16 protein-coding genes are annotated in these 21,630 nt (G+C 37.7%); all 16 read right to left on the minus strand.

What is annotated here, in order from left to right:
- Positions 1–22: 22 nt before the first annotated feature.
- Entirely contained in the window at positions 23–727 is a 705-nt protein-coding gene (locus tag LUA86_RS18040) for an NRDE family protein (protein ID WP_231465412.1), read from the minus strand.
- Positions 715–1,230, minus strand: a complete 516-nt coding sequence (locus LUA86_RS18045; RefSeq protein WP_231465414.1) for a hypothetical protein — start codon at positions 1,228–1,230, stop codon at positions 715–717. The genes LUA86_RS18040 and LUA86_RS18045 overlap by 13 nt, the downstream gene beginning before the upstream one ends.
- Positions 1,227–1,616 (minus strand): DoxX family protein, encoded by a 390-nt coding sequence (locus LUA86_RS18050; RefSeq protein WP_231465416.1) that lies wholly within the window; start codon positions 1,614–1,616, stop codon positions 1,227–1,229. The genes LUA86_RS18045 and LUA86_RS18050 overlap by 4 nt, the downstream gene beginning before the upstream one ends.
- Positions 1,617–1,629: 13 nt before the next feature.
- Positions 1,630–2,235: a hypothetical protein gene (locus LUA86_RS18055; protein WP_231465418.1), complete on the minus strand. Its 606-nt coding sequence runs from the start codon at positions 2,233–2,235 to the stop codon at positions 1,630–1,632.
- Positions 2,235–2,678: a YHS domain-containing (seleno)protein gene (locus LUA86_RS18060; protein ID WP_231465420.1), complete on the minus strand. Its 444-nt coding sequence runs from the start codon at positions 2,676–2,678 to the stop codon at positions 2,235–2,237. The genes LUA86_RS18055 and LUA86_RS18060 overlap by 1 nt, the downstream gene beginning before the upstream one ends.
- 27 nt (positions 2,679–2,705) lie before the next feature.
- Positions 2,706–3,176 (minus strand): YHS domain-containing (seleno)protein, encoded by a 471-nt coding sequence (locus tag LUA86_RS18065; protein ID WP_231465422.1) that lies wholly within the window; start codon positions 3,174–3,176, stop codon positions 2,706–2,708.
- A gap of 90 nt (positions 3,177–3,266) precedes the next feature.
- Positions 3,267–3,542 (minus strand): hypothetical protein, encoded by a 276-nt coding sequence (locus LUA86_RS18070; RefSeq protein ID WP_231465424.1) that lies wholly within the window; start codon positions 3,540–3,542, stop codon positions 3,267–3,269.
- 11 nt (positions 3,543–3,553) lie between these two features.
- Entirely contained in the window at positions 3,554–4,120 is a 567-nt protein-coding gene (locus tag LUA86_RS18075) for a sigma-70 family RNA polymerase sigma factor (RefSeq protein WP_231465426.1), read from the minus strand.
- 645 nt (positions 4,121–4,765) lie between these two features.
- Positions 4,766–5,734 carry a formylglycine-generating enzyme family protein gene (locus LUA86_RS18080; protein WP_231465428.1) on the minus strand — a complete coding sequence of 323 codons (969 nt, stop codon included), beginning with the start codon at positions 5,732–5,734 and terminating at the stop codon, positions 4,766–4,768.
- Between the two features lie 229 nt (positions 5,735–5,963).
- Positions 5,964–6,764, minus strand: coding sequence for a hypothetical protein (locus LUA86_RS18085; RefSeq protein ID WP_231465430.1), 801 nt, complete (start codon positions 6,762–6,764; stop codon positions 5,964–5,966).
- Between the two features lie 27 nt (positions 6,765–6,791).
- Positions 6,792–10,898: a hybrid sensor histidine kinase/response regulator transcription factor gene (locus LUA86_RS18090; RefSeq protein WP_231465432.1), complete on the minus strand. Its 4,107-nt coding sequence runs from the start codon at positions 10,896–10,898 to the stop codon at positions 6,792–6,794.
- Between the two features lie 142 nt (positions 10,899–11,040).
- Complete coding sequence (locus LUA86_RS18095) at positions 11,041–13,719, minus strand: DUF4962 domain-containing protein (RefSeq protein ID WP_231465434.1); 2,679 nt, start codon at positions 13,717–13,719, stop codon at positions 11,041–11,043.
- A 22-nt stretch (positions 13,720–13,741) separates the two neighbouring features.
- Positions 13,742–15,073, minus strand: coding sequence for a sulfatase (locus LUA86_RS18100; RefSeq protein ID WP_231465436.1), 1,332 nt, complete (start codon positions 15,071–15,073; stop codon positions 13,742–13,744).
- Positions 15,074–15,140: 67 nt separating this feature from the next.
- A complete protein-coding gene (locus LUA86_RS18105) occupies positions 15,141–16,520 on the minus strand; it encodes an alpha-L-fucosidase (protein WP_231465437.1) in 1,380 nt (459 codons plus the stop codon).
- Positions 16,521–16,583: 63 nt separating this feature from the next.
- Entirely contained in the window at positions 16,584–18,449 is a 1,866-nt protein-coding gene (locus LUA86_RS18110; protein ID WP_231465439.1) for a RagB/SusD family nutrient uptake outer membrane protein, read from the minus strand.
- An 11-nt stretch (positions 18,450–18,460) separates the two neighbouring features.
- Positions 18,461–21,628: a TonB-dependent receptor gene (locus tag LUA86_RS18115; RefSeq protein ID WP_231465441.1), complete on the minus strand. Its 3,168-nt coding sequence runs from the start codon at positions 21,626–21,628 to the stop codon at positions 18,461–18,463.
- Positions 21,629–21,630: the final 2 nt, after the last annotated feature.

Below are 21,630 nucleotides of genomic sequence, written 5' to 3' on the forward strand. Positions count from 1 at the left end.
CCAGTACTCCCAATTCGTGAGCTTAATATAAAACTTCCGTAATATTATGAGTTGTTTCACTTTGCAAATCGTTATAGGTCATCGACAATTTTTCTTTAGTTAATGCTAAGCAGGTTATACTAACTGTTTTTACCATTTCCCGGTTTATAATCAGCCCTTCACTGCTCTCTTTTCCTGAAAAATGATGAAAATCAATAATTTCATTTTGTAGTGGAAATGGCTTCGTTGATCGCCATTCTTCGAACCAAACTGTCTTTTTTCTTGAAATATCTTGTTCATAAAGCGTAACTGAAGACCATATAGCTGCCATTTGCGGGTTAAGGCTTTTAACATGCTTTATCACGCCATCCCATCGAAGCTCCGTTAATGATTGGCGGCTGCAGACAATGAGCGTAAAAGGTTCAATTCCTTCTAAATTCATATCCGTCAATGCGGCGGTGGTATGCTCTGTATTAATCACATCCATCAGTACCAGTCCTCTGCTTTTTTGGTATACAGGCTCACTTTTATGCTTAATGAAGGCGCCGTTCAGTAGCACCGCAGCAACTCCATTTGTGTTGATTGCTATCCATGTTCCTTTTCCATCTGGATCTTTCGGATAGATAACTTTATAATTTCCATTATCGTAAGCAGCCGGATAAATTGCCTTTGACCTTGTTTTCTTTTCGTCCCTGTTTGAAGTAAGAAAAAATCCGTCAGCTGTTGGAATATAGCTTACTGTGCACATATTGCCTTAAATTTTAAAGTAGAAAAAGCGACGCCAAACTGTGCTGGTAGTTCTATAGTTGAAACTTCCTTTATTCCAATCCTGATAAGTGCCATGTGATGTACGGTATGCTCCAGATTGTACATTAGTTCACGAAAGTAATTTGTGGCAATGTCAGTATCCGAAATTTCTTCTATCAAACAATCTGAACACTCGAAATCTGCTTTCAATATTAAATTTTTATTAGGCTTAGACAGATTTGAAGCAATAAAGTGTAACTGCTCAAGCGCATAATTATTATCTGATTCGATGCTATGGCTCCTTTTACGCTGGTCGTAATCAACAATTCCCTTATCGTAGCCATTATTCAATTCGATAAAAAACTCTATTATATGACGGGTATGCTGACCGATACTCGAATTGGAAAGCACATCAATGGCACAGGTAAACTCCTCTGTACTTAGTTCTTCCAATACTTTTCCAAGCTGTGCAAAAAGGCTTTCTATTGACTGCTGTAACTTCATAATCGTACAAATGAGTTAGATAACTGGTTTCTGTTAACATATACCAAAAAGGTACTGACAAGAAATACCGCACATGCTAAAATGAACAGCTCTCCACCATCATTCGCTACTACAATACCAAGTTTGGTAAAGTGCGAAAAGATAGCGCCACCCATTGTGCCCATTGCCAGGCATGCACCATAAATAGTTTTTCTGGGAATTAGAATTAAGATGGAGGCAATCAATTCGTTTATTCCCGTCCCAATTCTTCCCCAAGGTTCTATACCGAGTTTACTGAAAATGAATACAGATTCTGCCGAGGCTGTAAATTTGAAATAAAGGGTTTGTAAGAGGATTACTGCAACAAAAAGGCGAAGAATCCAAAATATTATTTTTTTAGTTTTCATAAAATAAATTAGATTACATTAAACTAAACCTGGTGCCTACACAATAGGTAAATCCTTGCAAACGGTATGTTTGTACATGTAGCGGTGAAGTAAAATAGGTAGCCTCAACATAAATAGTTTGCAGCAGTGACGACTTTGTCATGTAAGACAGCCTACTCCCAACTTTTCCAAAAACAGTGTTATTAAAAACAATATTTTGCCTGGTTACCAAAGCAGATGTATTGTTGGTTACCCTTGGTTCACCAAAGCGTTGAAATCCAGGCCCCGCATATAAGTCCAAGCTAAATTTAGAAGGCAAAAATTTAATGGAATAACCGCCGCTAACACCAATCTGAAATAAGGAACTGTTAGCGTCTTCAAACAGATAGTTATTAGCATTACCACGAATAATTTGATTGTAACCGATAGAATTTAGGCTCACATCTCCCTGCAAAAACCAGTTCTTTTTTAACTTCAGCTCAATACCCGAATTAAAAGTAATTGAAGGCTTTAGCACTTTTGATAATGAACCAGGCATGCTAATCAAGCCTACACCAGTTGTTACGGCAATTTTGGTAGTATCCTGTGCAAATAGCACATCACCCGATAACAATAAAAGGGCAAAAATCAGTTTTCTCATTAGTTTTTATTTTTGATTGCCGGCCATTTCTCGTCTGCAGATTCGATCCGCTGCTTCTGATCTTTCATCCACATCTCCTTTACCTTGCCATTGTAATTGAAATAAAGTTTGTCGTTTACTATAGTCCAGGTATCCGTTTGTGTTGGCGCCTTATGGTCTTCTGAACAACCATACGCACAGTATCCACCATATTGAGGAGCATACTTTTCTGGATTTGCCTTAATGGCATTTTGGTTTTCCATACTTGAAAAAAGCCAGATTGCCTCCTTCCACTGATAGGAGAGTGAATCAGCACCCTTAATGGCTTTTGATTGGGTAAAAAATGCTACAGGATCATAACCCTTAATGGCTTTACCAGCTGGGGCGAATATTTCTGATTTTTGCGCATTAGCATTGAAAAATGTTAATAAAGCAAATGCGGCGACAAATAAAGTACGTTTCATAATGAGAATTTTTAAATAGGAATTTATTTATTTTAAGAATTTGGCCGAGTTTGCGTCTGCTTTTGCCTTAAGGCTCCTTTCATTCTTGTTCCAACTCTTTTTGGTATTGTTAAAGAATTTGTTGTAAAACAGATAGAGCTTTCCATCAAGAATTTTGAATGTTTCGGGATCTATTTCAACCTTTTCTCCGGTTTCGCCCATAGCGAAGGCACACCATCCGCCATATTGTGGTTCGTATTTGGCAGGATTTGCCTTAAAAAAATCTTTGTTCTGAATGGTAGAAAACCGATAGGTGACGCCATTGTGAGCTAACGTTAGTTCTTTTTTACCTTCAATAGCGGTTCCTGAAGAAAAATAAGCTACGGGATCATAGCCATCAATAGCTAAAGTAGACTTATCAATATTAAATTCCTTTTTACGCTCGCTAGCGTTTTGCGCAAATGTTGCATGAATGGTACTCACTGAAAGTGCCAGTAATAATAAAATGACTTTGTTCATTTCGATGTAATTGAGTTAAACTATACAAGTTTTTCCTCTTTGGTAGGTTAGAATGCCAATACCTTACAACGTATGCTGAAATTTTTAAAATTATTTTTTATCAAGCTCTCTTTCTATTGTTTTTTGCAGTTGTTTTTTAAAATCATCAGATAGTTTATAATCTGTATTATCACTGTTGATAAAAATATGCCTTGTCAGCTTTGTAATAAAAATACTTTGTTGCTCATAAAGTTTGCACACAACGCATCCTGTAAGATGGATTTTCAGCTCCATTTTCTCTCTCAAAGAAAGGGGCATCAGCTGTTTCTTCTCAATCAAGAATGTGGCTTGTTTGCAGTTGTAGGCTATCGCTTTTAGTTTATTCATCTCTATAATTATTACAACCAGTTTTTTTGTAAACAACTTCTCAAATTTAGTTTTGCTCTATGCATTACCACCCAAAAATTTGCTGGTGTAATGTCCAATCCACTACAAATCTTTTCGGTTAGCTCGTCCTCTACGTGTTTTAGGGTAAATACAGCGAACCATAATGTGGGCAGTTTTTTAAGACACTGACCCATAATTTTCTCAAATTCCTTTTCAGCAAGTGGATCTGTGCTATTAATGAAATCTGCAGGACGATGAGCATTATTCCAGTGTCCATCATTGCTGTCAAAAAAATTAAGCTGTTCTATTTCGTTAATCTGCTCAACCTTTCTTAAACCAGCAGACTTTTTACGGTACACATCAATAATCTTATATTTTAAGATGGCGGTAAGCCATGTTTTTTCGGTACTCTTACCCTCAAATCCATCCACTTTTTGCAAGGCAGCCAAAAATGTATCCTGTACAAGGTCCATGGCTTGTTGGTGGTCATTAATCCTGGATAAGGCAAAACCATATAGATAATCAGAATAATTTTTAACCCAGAGGTTTGGCGCAAGTAGCTGGGTTGCAGTGTTCATGTCATTCAATTTAAGATATTATCTTCACTTAGTCGGAAGATTTTAGCAAACCTTACAGCAAAATTGTATAATTTTTAAATTTATTTTGGAGAATGGCTGTTTGCAGAAATTTGTATAACCAGTACACCTCTTAGACTGCGTTTAGCTGAACTAGCAATTTTTTTTGAAATTATGAAACCATGTTAATTTCATTATTCGCTATTCATGAGTCCAATTTTGGCAAGTAATGGAACAAGAAAAACGCATAACCATTTAAAATTAAATCGTTATGCGTTTTGGTGGAGAATATCGGATTAAAAAATTCGGCTAATATTTCACCGTAGATGCCTTTCTGATACTCTGAGAGGGGTTTTATTTTTCTCATTTCGCTAATTTTAGGGGGTATTTGGCAGACTTTTGTCAGACTTTTTACCCTTAATTTGTATTTTAAAATTAAGAAAAAACATCCTTTTTTGCAAGGAGAAAGCAGTTTTATTCATCGTCACTTTTTAGCGTTAGAAAATTTAACTGTCAGACTTTTAGTTAAAATTTAGAAAAATCAATATCACTACCCAGTAAAAACCTGATAATTAACGATTTGCGTAATACAATAATTTTGACATTCGAAAGCAATTGCTTGGATAATTTGCAAGGAAAGGAAAATGGTCAATTAGAACTAACGCATCTAAATCCTGTATGCTCAAGACCTGTATCAGTTGAAGTTTTCATTCTTGAAGTAACCCTATAACCTTTACAATAAGATGCATTGCACATAAATGAACCTCCGCGAACAACCTTCTTTGGTACGCTTGGTTCCATTGGATCAAAACTATCTGATGGTCCAACTGGATTTGTAACCAATCCACCAACTGTTTCATAATAATCTGAACGGTACCAATCACTGCACCATTCCCAAACATTTCCGGCCATATCAAATAAACCATAACCATTTGGTTTGAATCGTTTTACGGGCGCCAGACCTCCATAATTATCCCAGTTTGTGTTACTAATCGGAAAACTTCCCTGCCATGTATTGGCTTTGGCAATACCTTTCTCAACATCCTCATTTCCCCAAGAATATAAGTTCTCTTTCAATCCTCCTCTTGCTGCATATTCCCATTCGGCCTCTGTAGGCAAACGCTTTCCAGACCATTTACAATAAGCCATCGCATCATCCCAAGAAATATGAACAACCGGATAATTAACTTTTCCGTTGATATTTGTTTTCGGTCCCTGTGGATGTTTCCAATCAGCTCCTTTCATCCAGCGCCACCATTGAGCAGCATTATCTAAACCATCAATCGATTGAGGTTGATAAAATACCAGTGATGCTGCAACAAACACACTATCTGGTGGTTTTGGGGTTCCTGCTGGCAGTTGTATTTTCATTTCCTCCCAAACCGGTTTCCGTTCTGCTGTAGTGATATATCCGGTTGCATCCACAAACTTTTTAAATTCTGCATTCGTTACCTCATTAACATCCATCCAAAAAGAAGATAGTTTGACCTTGTGTTGTGGATACTCATCTTCACGTCCCTCTTTATCCTTAGCTCCCATATTGAACTCACCAGCAGGAATCAGAACCATGTCGCGATGACTGACTTTATTTCTAACAAAGCTGGAAGTATCATTCAAAACCCCAAACCTACGGGGAAGATTTTGCTGGCAAGAGGCCAGGGAATCTTGGATAACTATTGACTCTGTCTTGTTCTTTGATTCGGAGCATGCTAAACAAAAGAGTGGCAGTAGTATATAGATTAAAAATTCAAATTTTCTCATGTCCAAAATCACAAATTTCAAAAAGTCCAAAGGCAAAACGAATACATCCGCATTTAAAAACTAACCATTGATTAGCTGATGTTCATTAATGTTTCAATTTTGTTGCTTTCAGCATGAACTTAGATAAATCATCTGCTGCTTTATCGTTTTCGAAACTTTGAGGTAACCTTCCATTGGTATATTCATTGTACAACCATGGATCGCCAATGGCTAAAACAGTTCCCTTTCCATACCTAGAAATTACCATTGCAATCTCTTCTCTGATAGTTTTTAAAATTGGTGTTGCCGTATGGCTTATGGAGATGGAAGAAGCATCTTTGATGAAAATCTTTTTCGAGGTTTTGAATATTTGGTTGTTATTGATTTTTATTGCACCATCTTCGAAATGGGCATCATCTACAACATGCAAAATTAAGTCGTTATTAAATTTAAATCCAAATTTCTCAGCTAAAATATTGAAATGCTCTAAATCTGCATTCGCTTGATCATTTGCCAACAGTAAAAGAACGCCGCCACGTTTTACCCAATCCGCTATTGCATTTGCATCTTCTAAATTCATGTAATTTGGTTTAGAATTATCTTTCAGGTTATCAGGGTCTACAATGATGTAAGCATCGATCTGAGCCAATGTTTTTGCTGTTGGCTTCTGAAAAAGTACGGTAAGTTCTTTTGCGCCATTGTTTTTAAAAGATGCTCCCAAAATAGAAAAGCCAGTCATTTCTGAATCATTCCATAAGTAATGAAATGGTTGAGTTTGACCATCTGCTCCAAGCTTGGTTTCACTATTAAAATAATGGTCTACGGCAACGGTTTGACTTTGAACATAACCACTAATTGTAATGAATGTTGCTGTTATAATAAACTTCAAATAGGTTTTTGTCATCATATCTGTTATTGGTAAATGAATTGGAAATTAGCCCTCTTTAGAATCTAACTTGATTAAATATTCAGTTGGCATACAGCCATAATATTGTTTAAAAGCGGTTGAAAAATATGAGGGAGAGTTGAACCCACACATGTAAGTAACCTGTGCTATGGTATAGCGCTTGGTTTGCATCAGCTCAACTGCCTTTTTAAATCTGATGGTTTTAACGAAATCTGTTGCAGATTCTCCCGTTATCGCCTTAAACTTTAAATAAAGATTAGATCTGCTCATGCCAATCTCCCGGCTAAACTTTTCTACTGAAAAATCCGAATCTGATAAATGCTTCTCTACAATGTCTATCGCCTCTTTTAGAAATTCTTCATCTAGCGTATTGAAAGCCAGATTTTGTGGAATTACTTCCCTGGTGCCGCTATAATAATCCTTAAGCCGTTTTCTTACCCGCAAAAGATTGGCAATTTTTGCGGCCAACATCTCTATAGAAAAAGGTTTTGTAATATAATCATCAGCCCCCATCTCCAATCCCTTAATCTGCTGATTAATCTCTGATTTTGCTGTAAGTAAAACCACAGGAATATGAGAGGTATTTATATTCTGCTTTACTCGTTTACAAAAATGAAGACCATCAAGCTCCGGCATCATCACATCACTCACAATCAGATCAAAAGCTTGTTCTTCAAGCATTCGTAAAGCCATTAAACCATCAAATGCTACAGTAACCGAGTAATCTGTATCAAAGTATTCTCGCAAATAATCTAAAATATCCTGGTTATCATCTATTATTAATATATGGCTTTTTTGAAGGTTATCCTTTTTAACAACTTCAAAATCTTCTTCACTTTGTTCGGGATTTGGTTCGGCTTCGTTGGCTATTGCTTCAGATACAATAGATAATTCATAAACCGGACTATCTTTTTTGCTTAAATCTCCATAGGCAGCATCCGAAGTTGGAATTGAAACAGTAAAAACACTTCCTTTACCAATTTCACTTTCTGCAGTGATAGATCCGTGATGAAGTTCAACCAATCGCTTGGTAAAAGCCAGACCAACACCTGAACCCAGGTTCATTTCGTCATTATTAACCTGGTAGAAGCGGTCGAAAATCTTAGTAAGATCATCGTCGCTGATTCCCACACCAGAATCACTTATTTTAATAATGGCATACTCCTCTGAAATGGACAAATCAATATTAATCTGATCCTCATTTTTAGTGTACTTAAATGCATTAGAGAGTAAGTTGAACATTATTTTCTCCATTGCATCATGGTCAAAAAAGAAGGCAAGCTTAGCCTGGGTAGAGCGGTAAGTATATTTGATGTTTTTTTGGTCGGATAAGGGTTTGAAGGATTCGTATACTTCATGTATAAAACTTACGATATCGCCCCTTTCTACCTTCAAACGCCTTGTTCCGGTTTCGGTTTTTCTAAACTCAAAAAGTTGATCGACCAGATTATACAACCGCTTGGCATTCGTAAGCATCATTTCATGACGCTTTGTAATTGCTTTTTGCGCTAAGGGTTTACTTATCATCTCTTCCAACGGTGCGAGGATTAATGTCAGCGGTGTTCTAAGTTCGTGTGAAACATTGGTAAAAAAATCCATTTTCATCTGATTGATGTAACGAACCTTTTCCTTATCCACACGCTCAAGTTTTAATTGGTGTAGTGCTCTAACACGTTCAGCAATCATCCTGTAAGCAATATAACCTCCAACTACAGCAAAACTTAGTATTAAAGTATAAAACCACCAGGTGTTGTACCACGGTGGCAGCACATAAATTTTTAAACTTCTTATCTCACTGGTTTCTCCGTTCGGTCCTACCGCTTTGATTTTGAAATGATAGTTTCCAGCTTTTAAATTATTATAAACTACCTTTAAATCATCTGTTCGCTGCCAGTTTTCATCCACACCATCCAACATATAGAGGTAATGCGTCCGGTTAGCTGAAATATAATTGAAGGCATTGAAACGGATAGTAAACTGTTTATATTCAGAAGCGATTGAAATTTTACTGGTCTCATCCAAAGGGTTTTCGAGGATTTCAGTTTCATCGCCCATGTTCACCATCCGGCCGAAAACCTCAAGTTCGGTAAAGGATACCTTTAACGGGAGAGATTGTTGTTTAATATTGGATGGATAGAAATAAGACAAGCCGCTAATGCCTCCGTAAAGTAACATTCCATCTTCGGCCTTGCAAAAAGCATAATCATTAAACTGATTATTCTGCAATCCGTCACTTTCATCGAAAGTTTGGGTTGATTTGTTGGCTGGATTATAACGAATGAGACCACGATTGGTAGAAACCCACAGATTTCCTTCCTGATCGGATTCAATTCCATAAATCGTACCTTTTATAAGATCCTTTCTATTTTTATACGTGATGAATGTTTGAGTAGACTCATCAAACGTACTTAAGCCTTCCCTCGATCCTATCCATATTTGCTTATTATTATCTTCAGTAATACAGGTAATTACATCATCACTTAGTTGAGATTTCTCCGTATTCCCAAAAAGCATGTTATCTGGATAAAGCAAGGTCACACCATTGGTTGTACCAATCCATATCCGCCGCTTACTATCCTCAAAAAGAAAGGTGATATCATCAGATGATAATCTTTTGCCAGCTTTATCCAGATGAATATGAGAAAATATTCCCTTTTCTAAATTTAATTGATCCAGCCCCGATCGGGTTCCCACCCAAATCCTTCCCTTATAATCTTTTAGTACACTGTACACCAAATCTCCGGCAATAGAATTTGGGTCATTTTCATTATGCAGATAACGCTTAACTAAACCTGTAGCTGGGTTTAGGATATTCAATCCTCCGTTATGCGTTCCAATAAGCACTTGCTCCCGGTCATCAAAAGCAATGGCTTTAATGTTGTTGGATGCCAATGAATTAGCATTGCGTTCATTACTCGAATAGTATGTAATCGTGTTATTTGTTCTGTTCCAGTAATTCAGTCCTTTATCATTGGTACCGATCCAAAAATTACCTTTTACATCCTGACTAATGGCACTAACTACTTCATCATTTAGCGATAATTTGCCCGTGTTCTGGCTAAGCAAATTAAATTTAATATCATTACGATGGTAATAGTTTACACCCCCATAAAATGTACCTAACCAAATACCATCTTGTTTATCCTTGAAAAAACAGCGTACCGAATTCTGGCTAATGGTGTAAGGTTGCGAAACCTGATGAAAATAATTATCGAATAGACCAGAGGCAGCATTTAGGATAGACAAACCTTTGAACGTTCCAAGCCAGACATTCCCCTCGGTATCTTTACCCACACTCCTGATATTATTATCGGCGATGCTATTTGTATTGGCTTTATGTAAAAAACTCTTTTTTTGTCGTGTTTCAGGATTGTATCGAATTAATCCTGCACCTTCTGTAGCCACCCACCAAACATCGCCATCCAGATACACTTCATTTATGGCGGCTTTTTCTGAACCAAGATCGATTTTTAAAAATTTGTTCTTATTTCCCGACCTTTTGTAAAGCCCGACATCTGTTCCAATTAAAAGATCGTCATTCCAATTGCAGATGTAGGCTATTTTCTTAATCCCGTAATTAAACGAATCAAAATTGACTTCACTAAAACTTTTCGAACCTGCCGACAATTTAAAAACGCCCCCCACAATTGATGTTGCCCAAAGATTATGCTGCTTATCCTCGGTGATGGAAGAAACATACCACTCTCCTAAACTGCGTGGCAGTTTATAATTCACAAACTCATCTTTTGCGTAATCATATCGGCTTACCCCCTGATTGCCGCCAATCCACAAATTTCCGCCATGATCAACAAATAAAGTGCGAATATAATAGGATTGCAGGCTATTAACATTACCCTTTACTGGTCGGTAGATTTTAAAACCTTTGCTATCATAGCGGTTAAGTCCATCCTGCGTGGCCATCCATATAAAGCCAAGGGTATCTTGTTTTATTGAAAAAACTGTGCTTTGTGAGAGTCCCTTACTTACGGAAATATTCCTAAAATGGCGATCAGTGATTTGGGCTTCTGCATGGACAGGCATTAAAATAAACCCAAGTCCGAAAATGACATTTATCCACATAAAGCGGAACTTCTCTACAGACTTTTGTAATATTGTTAACCTCTGTTGAAGCATAATCATTTGAATAACCTGGGATTTTAATTAGTCAAGATAAGCATTTTTTACATGTGCTTAATACGATAAAATTAGTTATTCCTGCAGCCATTCACTTTAAAATTTAGTTAAAAAACTTTTTATATTGGTTAATTCAAAACCGTTAATTAGCTTTATCGTATTTTAAAACATCAGGTAACTCATCTATTATTTCCTTTTTGATAAGCTTGCCATTGATAATTTCGAGCAGAATTGAACTCCCCTTCAGTTTTGAGATAAAAGTTTTTCCCTGAAATTTGACTGGCATATCACCATAAGTAAATAATGATTTGCTTTTCGACCCATCGATTATTAATCCAGCCGTTTTATCACCGTTCAATTGCGCCTTAATATTCCACTCCCCTACATTCACTTCACAAATTCCTTCGTTATCGCTTGGCATTTTTACCACTTCCACCTTACCGGTTTTAATTTGTATGATGGTTAAGAACCTAAAATTCTTAGATGGTAAAGAAGTAATGCCTGCATGCCACTGGTTTTTGAAATCTTTAATTTTTCCCTCATCATCGGTTACCTTATTCCAGTTTTCGGCAGGTTCGGAAAATTGATTGTGCACCACAAGGCTAATCGGACTGTTGGCAAAAACCGTGGCCAAGCTGCGTACTGAATCATTTTCTGTAATAAAATCCTTTCGATTTGAAAAATTTGCAATTTCAGCTTGAATTTTACTGTATGGCGCATGAAACTGTGTGGTCCATTTTACAGGCTTATTAGCAGATAATTCATCGTATAGCACAATATATTCTCCAGCAAGCTGAAGCATGTGTCGGCGATCCAAGGTTACTCCAGATTCACCATAAACATCTCCTTTAGTTGGCTGAACCTTGAGCTGATCAAAGCGGTTTAACCAAAACTCACTTTGGATTTTTCCGTAGGCATTACTCGCATCTCCCAAAGCGTACTGAATATGGTTACCGTTGATTGATCTTGGTATCCAACCATAACCTTCTTCACCAATTTTTTGACTGATGCTATCGGCTAAAATTGTTGAATACGCCCTAGAACTTCTATAATAAAAAAGGTTGTGTTTATCGCTAAAATTGCTGTAATACCCACTTCCACCAAACAATACCTTACCTTTATAATTGAGGGTGAAAGCGTTTTGTGAAGCATGGCCATGACCAGATGCACCAAATGGACTGCTTAACAAATAACTGCTTAGATTATTTTTGGCATCGTTGAGGTTTTCATGCATGGCAACAACACCTACATCTCTAAATGTCCTTGCTTTGGGTAGGTCATCAAAAGATTTTACAGAGATGTTTTGATTTGGCTTATAATTTAGAAGTCTAAACAGCAGATAATCATCCGTTCCTTTAAAAAATTCAGGATTATCGAGTTTTATCTTCGCTACATAATTGTTTAGATAGGGATTATTTACTTTTATACTAAGAGCGTCTGCAAACCAAGCTTCTCCTTTCACAATGTATGGAATGTTTTCCCACATATCACCCGTTGCGGTCGATGCAGAACCATTTGGATGGGTATAAATCAGGTAATAAGGCAGGTTTTGCATCCAGGGTAGCTTAAAATAGTCTACTCCACTAAAATCGCCAAACATTTGCGAGAGGTAAATAATGGATTTAAAGTTAACCCTAAAATACCCATTTCCTTCATGCCAGCCGCCATCAGTTGTACCCAAAACAGGAAACCTTGCCGACCAAACTTCATACATATAAGTTAACCACTCTTTTGCTTCGGGTACTTCGTTAATTACTGAAACTGTTGCAATAGCAAGGTTTCTTAAAGTGATTTGCCAAACATGATTATCGCTTACATGAAGTTCAAAACGATTTGGAAGATGGTCATAAACTCTTTTCGCTCTGAGTGTAATGATATTTTTTAATTGGAGCTTTTCTTCTTGATTTAAATAATCGTAACCTGCATCATAAAACCAACCTAAAGCTTCTAACACTGCGCCACTGGTAAAATCATCACCAGTAGCCAAACCATTCGGGTTCATATTGGCAATATTCAATGCCCTTCTTTTTGCATCCAGAATAAAACGTTTATCTTTCGTTAACTGGAAAGCAATGCAAAGATTTCTAACTGGTGTGCCTACTGCATCCCCGAAGCCATGGTACATACGTTCGATAATAATCTTTTTTTCTAAATGCGTTTTACCTGTGGTATCAATAATTCTTTGAGGTTTTTCAATAGGAAGTGGCTCCAACATCAATTTTTCAGCAAAAGCAATAAATTTTTTAGCTTCAGGGTTATCAAGATTTTTTTTATAAAAATCTTCTCCAATCTGGTTCATATTCCATAATAATGGATGTGACCCTTCATTTCGCTTTAGCACGGTTTCCATTGATGGAGACACTTGGAGACTGGCGTACTTGGGATCTATTAAAAAGTTGTAGGTTTCAGACCAAATCCAATTATTGCTATTTTTAAGTGTGTAAGCATATTTCCAAAACCATTTACCTGGTTTCAAGGCCTGATGTAAGGGATACACTGCCCAACGCTGTTCCTTACCTAAAATCACATTAGTTTTAAAATTTGGATCGGTGGCCAACATTATTTTATATTTCACGTTTCCAATATTAGGATCTTCTGGAATCTCGCTACCACTTTCCATAGGCAAAACCCTGATTTTACCGTTTGTGCCCGGCCACAATAAAGCTGGTGCATTAGTGGGAACCGTAATACCATTAGCTGGATATGGCCACTCCCGTACCCGGGCATGAAGTTTTGATTCATTAACTTGTATTACAGCTGGCTGCTGTGCGAATGAGTTAATTGAGAGCAAGGAAATAAAAACTGCTAAAAAAATTTTCATTATAATATATTGAGAGGCTTTACTATAAACCTGAATTAAATTTATCGCCATTTTTTGTGCACCATTGCTTAAGGTAGGCTTGCATTTTTAATAATTTATTTTTGCTTTCATTTTCCTTTGCCAGATTATGAATCTCTCCAGGGTCTTTCTTCAGATCAAAAAGTTGCTCACGCAAAAGACCCTGATTATAAACGATATATTTAAAATCCTTTGTTATGACCGCTCTTCCATTAATCCCCAGCAATTCTTCATTATCGGCGAATTCCGTTTCTATCACTAAAGTATCTCGAAGTGAAACTTTAGGATTAATCATCCTTTTACTTAAATCTGCTCCATTCAAATAACCTGGTTTTTCTACAGCGGCAAGACCACAAATTGTTGGTAACATATCAATGCCATTGCAAACCAGCATATCATCTGTACGGGATTTAATTGACCCATCCATTTTGGAAATGATAAAGGGAATTTTTGCAGATTCTTCATATAAAATCTGTTTCTGATTCCAGCTGTGCCCTGCATAACCATCTCCATGATCTGCAGTAAAGATGATAATGGTATTTTTTTCTACCCCATATTTCTGAAGGGAGGCCAATAGCATTTCGATATAACCGTCCACTTTTTCGACTAAACGGTTATAGGCCCATCTATATTGACGCCACTGATCTCCAGTCCAGCCAACCGTTGGATAGGTTCGTAAACCAACCGTTTTTTGCTGATCTCTTACGATTTTTGGCTCCAGTTCGGGAATTCGCCAATTTGCTGGCAAGGGCGGGCATTCATCTACCGGTGGCACATTTGCCAAAACGTCCATCTTTAAGGCTTCGCCCCTTGCCCATTCGCATATATCATGAGGATTTAAAAAAGAAGCAACCAATAAAAATGACTTATCTTTATTTTCCTTTATAAATCTGGCGCAAAATGACGGAGTTGCCGCGTCGTTATAATCTAAGAAACTGGTGTTTTCTATGTAGTTAAATCCATGTTGGCTAACCTTAGCTGTGGGCACAGGTAAATGCCACTTACCCACATAACCGGTTTGGTAACCCCCATTCTGGAATATTTTACCCATCATCAATAAGCTATCTGGCCATTGTCCATCTTTTTCAGGCGCATTGCCTACAAAACCTGTTTCATGAGGCATTTTACCACTTAAAATTGAAGACCGCGATGGCGTACACAATGGCTGTGCACAATAAGCCTTCGTAAATCGGACACCATTTTTCGCAAGCTTATCCATTGCAGGGGTTTTCAAATATTTATTACCTGCAACACTCATGGCTTCAGCAGTCTGCTGATCGGTCATGATGACGAGGATATTTGGACGCTGTTTATTCTGAGCAACTGCGTTACTCAAATTGCAAAACATTAAGAATAACAGTAAGGAATAATTAAGCACTTGTCTGTTCATATTAAGATCGTTTTCAAGAAAATTCTATTTTAAATACATAAACAGGCAAAACTGCTTTAAAGTCCTCTGGAATGTCAATAGTAGTTTTATCCTTTTTGTTCTCCCACGATATTTTACTAGTATTGCCAAGTAACTTAATCGCTTTAATTTTAATGCCTTGCTTCACTAAACTCTCTACCTGCAATTTTTTCTCCTTTACACTGCGAGCAAATAGATAGATAACGTTTTCTCCTTTTTGATTATAATAATAGTCAGGAAAAATGTTTTTAGATGTTAAATCTGCATCCGACTTACCCATTACGTCTTCTTGGCTACCATTGAACGATATGCTTTTTTCATTAAGTACCGACCAAGGTTTCGTTCCATAAATAGCCTCACCGTTTACTTTCATCCATTGCTCAATAACCTTTAAATTAGCAACGCTGGTTGGGGGAAGCTCACCCAAATCTGTTGGACCAATATTCCACAAAAGATTACCACCCTTACACACAACCTCAACCAGCTGACGAACTAAAAGCTCGGGAGATTTCCATTCATTGTCAAACTTACTATATCCCCATTTTCTGCTCATGGTGATGCAGGCCTCCCAAGCCTGAACTTCTTTACCAGCACTTATTTTCTGCTCGGAAACTATATAATCTCCAAAACCATTACCTATACGATTGTTGATAATACAATTCGGCTGTATATGCAGGATAAAATTGCGTAGATCTTCGCTCTGTGAAGGCGTTGTTCCCTCTGGTGTGTCAAACCAAATCATTCCTATTGGGCCATATTGGCTTAAAAGTTCTTTTAACTGTGGTTTTACCTTTTCGTCAATATATTTTTGATAATCTTTCTTACTTTCATTGGGATAATCCCAAGTATTGCCTGATTTTGCACCAACCTTATTCCACACCGTATTGGGACTTTCCCAATCTCTGCCAAGAGAATAATAAAAACAAAGCTTCAAACCATATTTCTTACATGCCTTGGCCAAATCGACCATTGGATCTTTATGCCATGGTGAAAGATTAACAATGTTAAAATTATTACTGGGTGAATTGTACATCGCAAAACCATCATGATGTTTGGCGGTGATTACTATGTACTTCATGCCAGCTTTTTTTGCCCTCAGTACCCACAAATCAGCGTTAAATTGCTTTGGATAAAATGTTTCTGCTATTTTTGTATATTCTTTTATTGGAATACGCTCAAAGTACATAAAATGTTCATTGCCTTTCTGTGCCGCATTTTTCCAATGACCTATTGAATACAAACCCCAATGAATAAAAAGACCAAATTTGCCATCTTTCCACCAGTCCATTTTATCTGTTTTTATGGATTGTGCAGATGCTATACCAATGACTAAAAAGAAAGCTAGGCTGAATGAAGCTACATACTTTTTTAACATATTATAACTTTAACATTATTTAGATTTAAATGCCAACAATTCATAGTAATTAGTTGACCCGTATTAAAACCCCGGATTTTGCCTAGTAATATTTTTGTTTACATCCAATTCGTTTTGCGGCAGCGGATAAAGTTCATGTTTGCCTTTTACAAAGTTGGTACTCGCTACATAAGCGTATTGCGCACGTATGGCTTTTACTGCATCCTGGGTTGATTTTATCTTATCACCAAGTAAATTCCATCTAATCAGATCAGATCTACGCATACCTTCGAAACATAACTCCCATGCCCGCTCATTTTGAATTCTTAGCAGGAATGCATCTTTCGATAATCCAATCGGTAAATCTACAGTTGCATTTGTACGCTTGGTTTGCAAGCCAGCAATTAGCACGGCGCCAGTGCCTACACCGTTAATGGTTAGTGTTGGTGGAGTAGTGTAGCCGCTTCCTGCATTTAAAATAGTTACAGCTGAAATCCTCCCAGAGGTGATTACCGGAACTGCAGAAGCATCAACACCTGATCCAGTAATGCTAATAGTGGTAGCGGCTGTGTATCCAGTTCCACCGGCACCAAGCGTAATGGTAATGCCACTTCCTGGAGTGTTGGTTGCATAAGCTCTTCTCCTAACGGTGTTGATTGCATCATAAGCCTCTGTGGTAGGCCCATTATTTAATTCATTATCAATTTCTGCTTTCATTAGCAGAACATCTGCATAACGCATCGCAACACAGTTAATGTTTGTGTAACTTCTTTCCAAGGCAGAGTTTTTCTGATACTCACGGCTCCATTTTCCTGGCGTCCAGGTTTCATCCTGCCTGGCTGTTAGCAAGGGAACCCTGTTGCCATTCAGATCCAGACTGTACCTCGCTATCGAAAAATCACGACGCAAATCCCCGTTATCAAAACTGGTATAAAAGGACGCTGGTACAAAAGTCCTGTTTAATGTACTACCATAAAGACCCGTAGCAGTTAGCGGGGCATTAAAAAAACCAAAACTTGAACTGAAAGTTGTGGTTACAGCCGGAGTATAAAAAGAAATTTCGAAAAGACTTTCTTTAGGCTCAAAAACCTGCTGCGATTGATTTTTGAAAACCTGACTATAACTATTGTTTAACTGATAAAGCCCTGATGCAATCACTTCATTTACTTGAGTTTGTGCAATCTGATAATACTTTGTATAATCGCCCGGTCTCTGCATCGTGCCATTGGCTCTTAATGAATATCCACCTGCGAAGAGTGCCACACGGGCCAATATTGCCTTAGCACCAAATTTATTAATGCGCTCATCAGTTGGAAGAGATGCAGGTAATACCGCAATAGCTTCTTGCATATCTTTAATTACCTGCTCGTAAATGACAAAGCGATCGGTAAGACCTAATCTTAAATCGTCTCCGGTAACAGAACTTTTGGTTTTAAAAGGTACATCACCCCAAAGTCTAACCAATTCAGAGTAGTAAAACCCCCTTAAGAATTTTGCTTCGCCTAACATTCTATTTAAATCAGCTTTCTCACCTATTGATCCATTATTGTATAAATCCATCTGTGGAATTCGTTCAATCACCACATTTGCACGATCAATCCCCGCATATAGTGTTGACCAGGTAGCATAAAACAAAGAGTTTCCAGCAAGATAATAATAGTGCGAAACCTCCCTCCAATCATTTACCGTTGTTCCTGGACTCAAAAATTCCACATCCGTATCTGCGTCAAACACCAATGGAATGTGCCACGCGTAGGTGTTAGGACTTTTCATAGCCTCATAGATGCCAAGTGTGGCCGAGTAAGCCTCACTAGCAGAGCGGAAATAATTGGCGGAAGTGAAAGAGGAATAAGGTTCGGTTTCAATCGATTTTTTGCAGGAAGCTAGTGGCATCAGCGCAATAAGGCCAATAACTAAAACTTTACTGATTTTGATATTAATAGTTTTCATTTCGAACGATATTAAAGGGATAAATTTAAACCAGCTACAAAAGATTTGCCTCTTGGATAGGCACTGAAATCTACACCTGGCGTTAATGGATTATTGATAACACTTACTTCCGGGTCGTAACCGGAATAATTGGTAAATACATGGAGATTATAAGCTGTGAAATATACTCGTGCATTCTTAATTCTTACTTTCTCCAGCCATTTCTTTGGAAGTGTATAACCTAAGCTTACGTTGTTGATTCTTAAAAAAGAACCATCTTCTATCGCGTAGCGGGTTAAACGACCAGCAGTTACGCCGCCGATGGAAGCCACCGTATTTTTTCCATTGTTTAATGCTTCTAATTCAGTTGGATTGGTTACCACTTGGCCTGCTGCGTTTATATTGGTCCACCTGTCTGCCTGAAATGCAAGATTACTGTTATAATCACCTGATATGGCCAGATTGTTCTGAATGTTTGCATTATAAATGTCGTTTCCATAAGTAAAATCCAGGAAGACGCTTAAATCGATTCCTTTATAACTAAAGTTATTATTGATACCGCCGGTAAATTTCGGATTCGCATTTCCAATAATCGTACGATCGAAATCATTGATAAGGCCATCTGGTGTGCCATTGGGACCACTTAAATCGGCGTACTTAGCATAGCCCGGCTGCACAATAGTACCGTTATTAACCACACCAGTTTTTAACGTGTAAGTATTTGTTGTGGCATTAAAATTAAAGTCATTTACTTGATATAATCCATCACTGGTATAACCATACATTATACCAACAGGTTGATCAACCTGCAAGATATAATCATTAAAAGAAGTATTATAACTACTCACCAACAATGAATTTTCATCATTACTTAATTTTAAAACTTTTGTCTTGCTGAAGGCGATGTTGAAATTGGTATTCCACTGGAAAGCTGCATTCCTAATATTTACGGTGTTTAGCGTAAATTCAATTCCCTTACTGGAAGTTTCACCAATATTTTGGAGCTGCGTTGTAAAACCGGAACTGGCCGGAATACGGGTATTATAAAGTAGATCTTTTGAACGGTTATCGTAAACATCTGTAGTAAGGGTTATTCTTTGCTTCAATAAACCTAAATCTAAACCCACATTACTTTGTACTACGGTTTCCCATTTTAAAAACGGATTGGATAAATTTGATTGGTAAGAGGTACTGATAATCTGATTGTTTAAAGGATAATTACCTGTTACAAATGTACTTAGCGATGCATAATTAGCAATTCTGTTGTTACCCGAACTTCCATAACTTACCCGCAATTTCAGGTCAGAAAAAACCTTGTTTCCTTCCATAAAAGGCTCTTGAATTACCCTCCACGCCACTGCTGCTGAAGGAAAATAGCCAAACACATTTTCGGTTCCAAATTTAGAAGATCCGTCTCTTCTTATAGAAGCACTCAATAAGTATCTGCCTTTATAAGCGTAATTTCCTCGTGCAAAGAATGACAGAAGTTTATCATCCTCAGCATAAGATGATGGAAAGCCAGCCACGGTACCAGCACCAAGATTGTCAAAACCATTATTCACCGCCGGAAATCCACTTGCCGATGCTGAAAAGTTTTCCAAATAATTATAAACATATTCCTGCCCCAGAGAGACATCCATTTTATGGTCTTTAGAAAATGTATTAGCATAGGTGAATACGTTATTAAAAGAGAGGCGTTGTGATAATGCATCACTAATGCTTCCATTTGGCCCACCTGCACGAATCGCCTGGATATTGGTAGCATCAATAAAGGTTTTGACCTTATTGGTTTGACTGGTATAACTAATTAATCCGTTATAAGTCAGATGATCCAGAATACTATATCTTGCGGTGGCACTTGCGTTCAGACTTTTTATCGATTGATTGACCTCACGTGAATTAAGGGCAACTAAAGGGCTCTGGAAAGCTGGATTTCCCTGGTTATCCAAAGGGTCTACTGTATCATCTAATAAATCAAGATCATTGTTGTTTTTACCATTTATTGGACGGTATTGAAGTAATGTTTGCAAGAAACTTAATCTGGCATTACCCCCAGTCTGCGTTCCACCGGTGCCATAAATTGCCTGATTTGAATAATTCACAATACCGGTTACCACGCCTTTCTTTCCAATATTATTGGTGACGGTCAGTTTAGCGATATCTTTATTTGCACCACTATTCAGTAATAGTCCATCATTTTTATTTTTAGAATAAAAAAGGTTGTACCTGATATCGCTATTACCACCATTAATGCTGATTTTATGGTATTGATTCATTACTGTTTTGCCTAAAACTTCATCCTGCCAGTTGATTCCAGGCCGATTACCATAATTCAATTGTAAGGAATCAAAAGAGCCGTATGTAGTAATGAAGCGCTGAAGCCTTGTCGCATCCCGAACTGAATTTTCATAAGCATACTGAGCATACTGAAGCGGACTCAATACAGGCAAATATTTGCTGGTGATTCTGGGACCCACATATCCATCATAGTTAATGGTGGTTTTTCCGCCTTTAAGTTTTTTGGTCGTCACTAAAACCACTCCATTGGCACCACGGGCTCCATATATTGCGGTAGCAGAAGCATCTTTTAATACATCGATTGATTCCACATCCATTGGATCTAAAAATGCTAATCCTTCAGTCTGTGGCACCCCATCTACTACATATAAAGGTTCATTGCTTTGCGTGATGGAAGTTCCACCCCTGATTTTTATTGAGGGTTCTGCGCCTGGATCGCCACTACCCACCGTTACCTGCATTCCGGCAATCCGACCCTGTAAAGCCTGAGCGACGTTCTGAACAGGAACTTTGGCAATTTCAGTACCACTGATGGAGGATACAGATCCGGTTAGACTACCTCTTGTGGTCTCTTGTCCATAGCCGGTTATCACAACTTCGTTTAAGTTATTAGCTTCGTCTGTGAGTTTTGCATTTATATTATTTCTGTTATTGACCTTTATTTCCAATGTTTTTGAGCCGATAAATCTGAATTCCAGGATAGCAGTTTCCGCTACTTTAATTTGATAGGTTCCATTTTGGTCAGAGACAACCGCATTTTTAGTTCCCTTTTCAAGGATTGTCGCACCTGGGATAGGTTGGTTAGTTCCATCTCTGACTACGCCTTTTACCGTAATCACATTTTGAGCTTGTGATAAAGTAGCTAAGCATAGCAGACACAGCATAAGTACGATTTTTTTCATTT

It is taken from the genome of Pedobacter sp. Leaf132, assembly GCF_920984695.1.
Taxonomy (GTDB): domain Bacteria; phylum Bacteroidota; class Bacteroidia; order Sphingobacteriales; family Sphingobacteriaceae; genus Pedobacter.

What these genes read in the sequence shown, in the direction of transcription:
- LUA86_RS18040 (WP_231465412.1), bottom strand. Translation starts at nt 727, where the DNA reads ATGTGCACAGTAAGCTATATTCCAACAGCTGACGGATTTTTTCTTACT.
- LUA86_RS18045 (WP_231465414.1), bottom strand. Translation starts at nt 1,230, where the DNA reads ATGAAGTTACAGCAGTCAATAGAAAGCCTTTTTGCACAGCTTGGAAAA.
- LUA86_RS18050 (WP_231465416.1), bottom strand. Translation starts at nt 1,616, where the DNA reads ATGAAAACTAAAAAAATAATATTTTGGATTCTTCGCCTTTTTGTTGCA.
- LUA86_RS18055 (WP_231465418.1), bottom strand. Translation starts at nt 2,235, where the DNA reads ATGAGAAAACTGATTTTTGCCCTTTTATTGTTATCGGGTGATGTGCTA.
- LUA86_RS18060 (WP_231465420.1), bottom strand. Translation starts at nt 2,678, where the DNA reads ATGAAACGTACTTTATTTGTCGCCGCATTTGCTTTATTAACATTTTTC.
- LUA86_RS18065 (WP_231465422.1), bottom strand. Translation starts at nt 3,176, where the DNA reads ATGAACAAAGTCATTTTATTATTACTGGCACTTTCAGTGAGTACCATT.
- LUA86_RS18070 (WP_231465424.1), bottom strand. Translation starts at nt 3,542, where the DNA reads ATGAATAAACTAAAAGCGATAGCCTACAACTGCAAACAAGCCACATTC.
- LUA86_RS18075 (WP_231465426.1), bottom strand. Translation starts at nt 4,120, where the DNA reads ATGAACACTGCAACCCAGCTACTTGCGCCAAACCTCTGGGTTAAAAAT.
- LUA86_RS18085 (WP_231465430.1), bottom strand. Translation starts at nt 6,764, where the DNA reads ATGATGACAAAAACCTATTTGAAGTTTATTATAACAGCAACATTCATT.
- LUA86_RS18090 (WP_231465432.1), bottom strand. Translation starts at nt 10,898, where the DNA reads ATGCTTCAACAGAGGTTAACAATATTACAAAAGTCTGTAGAGAAGTTC.
- LUA86_RS18095 (WP_231465434.1), bottom strand. Translation starts at nt 13,719, where the DNA reads ATGAAAATTTTTTTAGCAGTTTTTATTTCCTTGCTCTCAATTAACTCA.
- LUA86_RS18105 (WP_231465437.1), bottom strand. Translation starts at nt 16,520, where the DNA reads ATGTTAAAAAAGTATGTAGCTTCATTCAGCCTAGCTTTCTTTTTAGTC.
- LUA86_RS18110 (WP_231465439.1), bottom strand. Translation starts at nt 18,449, where the DNA reads ATGAAAACTATTAATATCAAAATCAGTAAAGTTTTAGTTATTGGCCTT.
- LUA86_RS18115 (WP_231465441.1), bottom strand. Translation starts at nt 21,628, where the DNA reads ATGAAAAAAATCGTACTTATGCTGTGTCTGCTATGCTTAGCTACTTTA.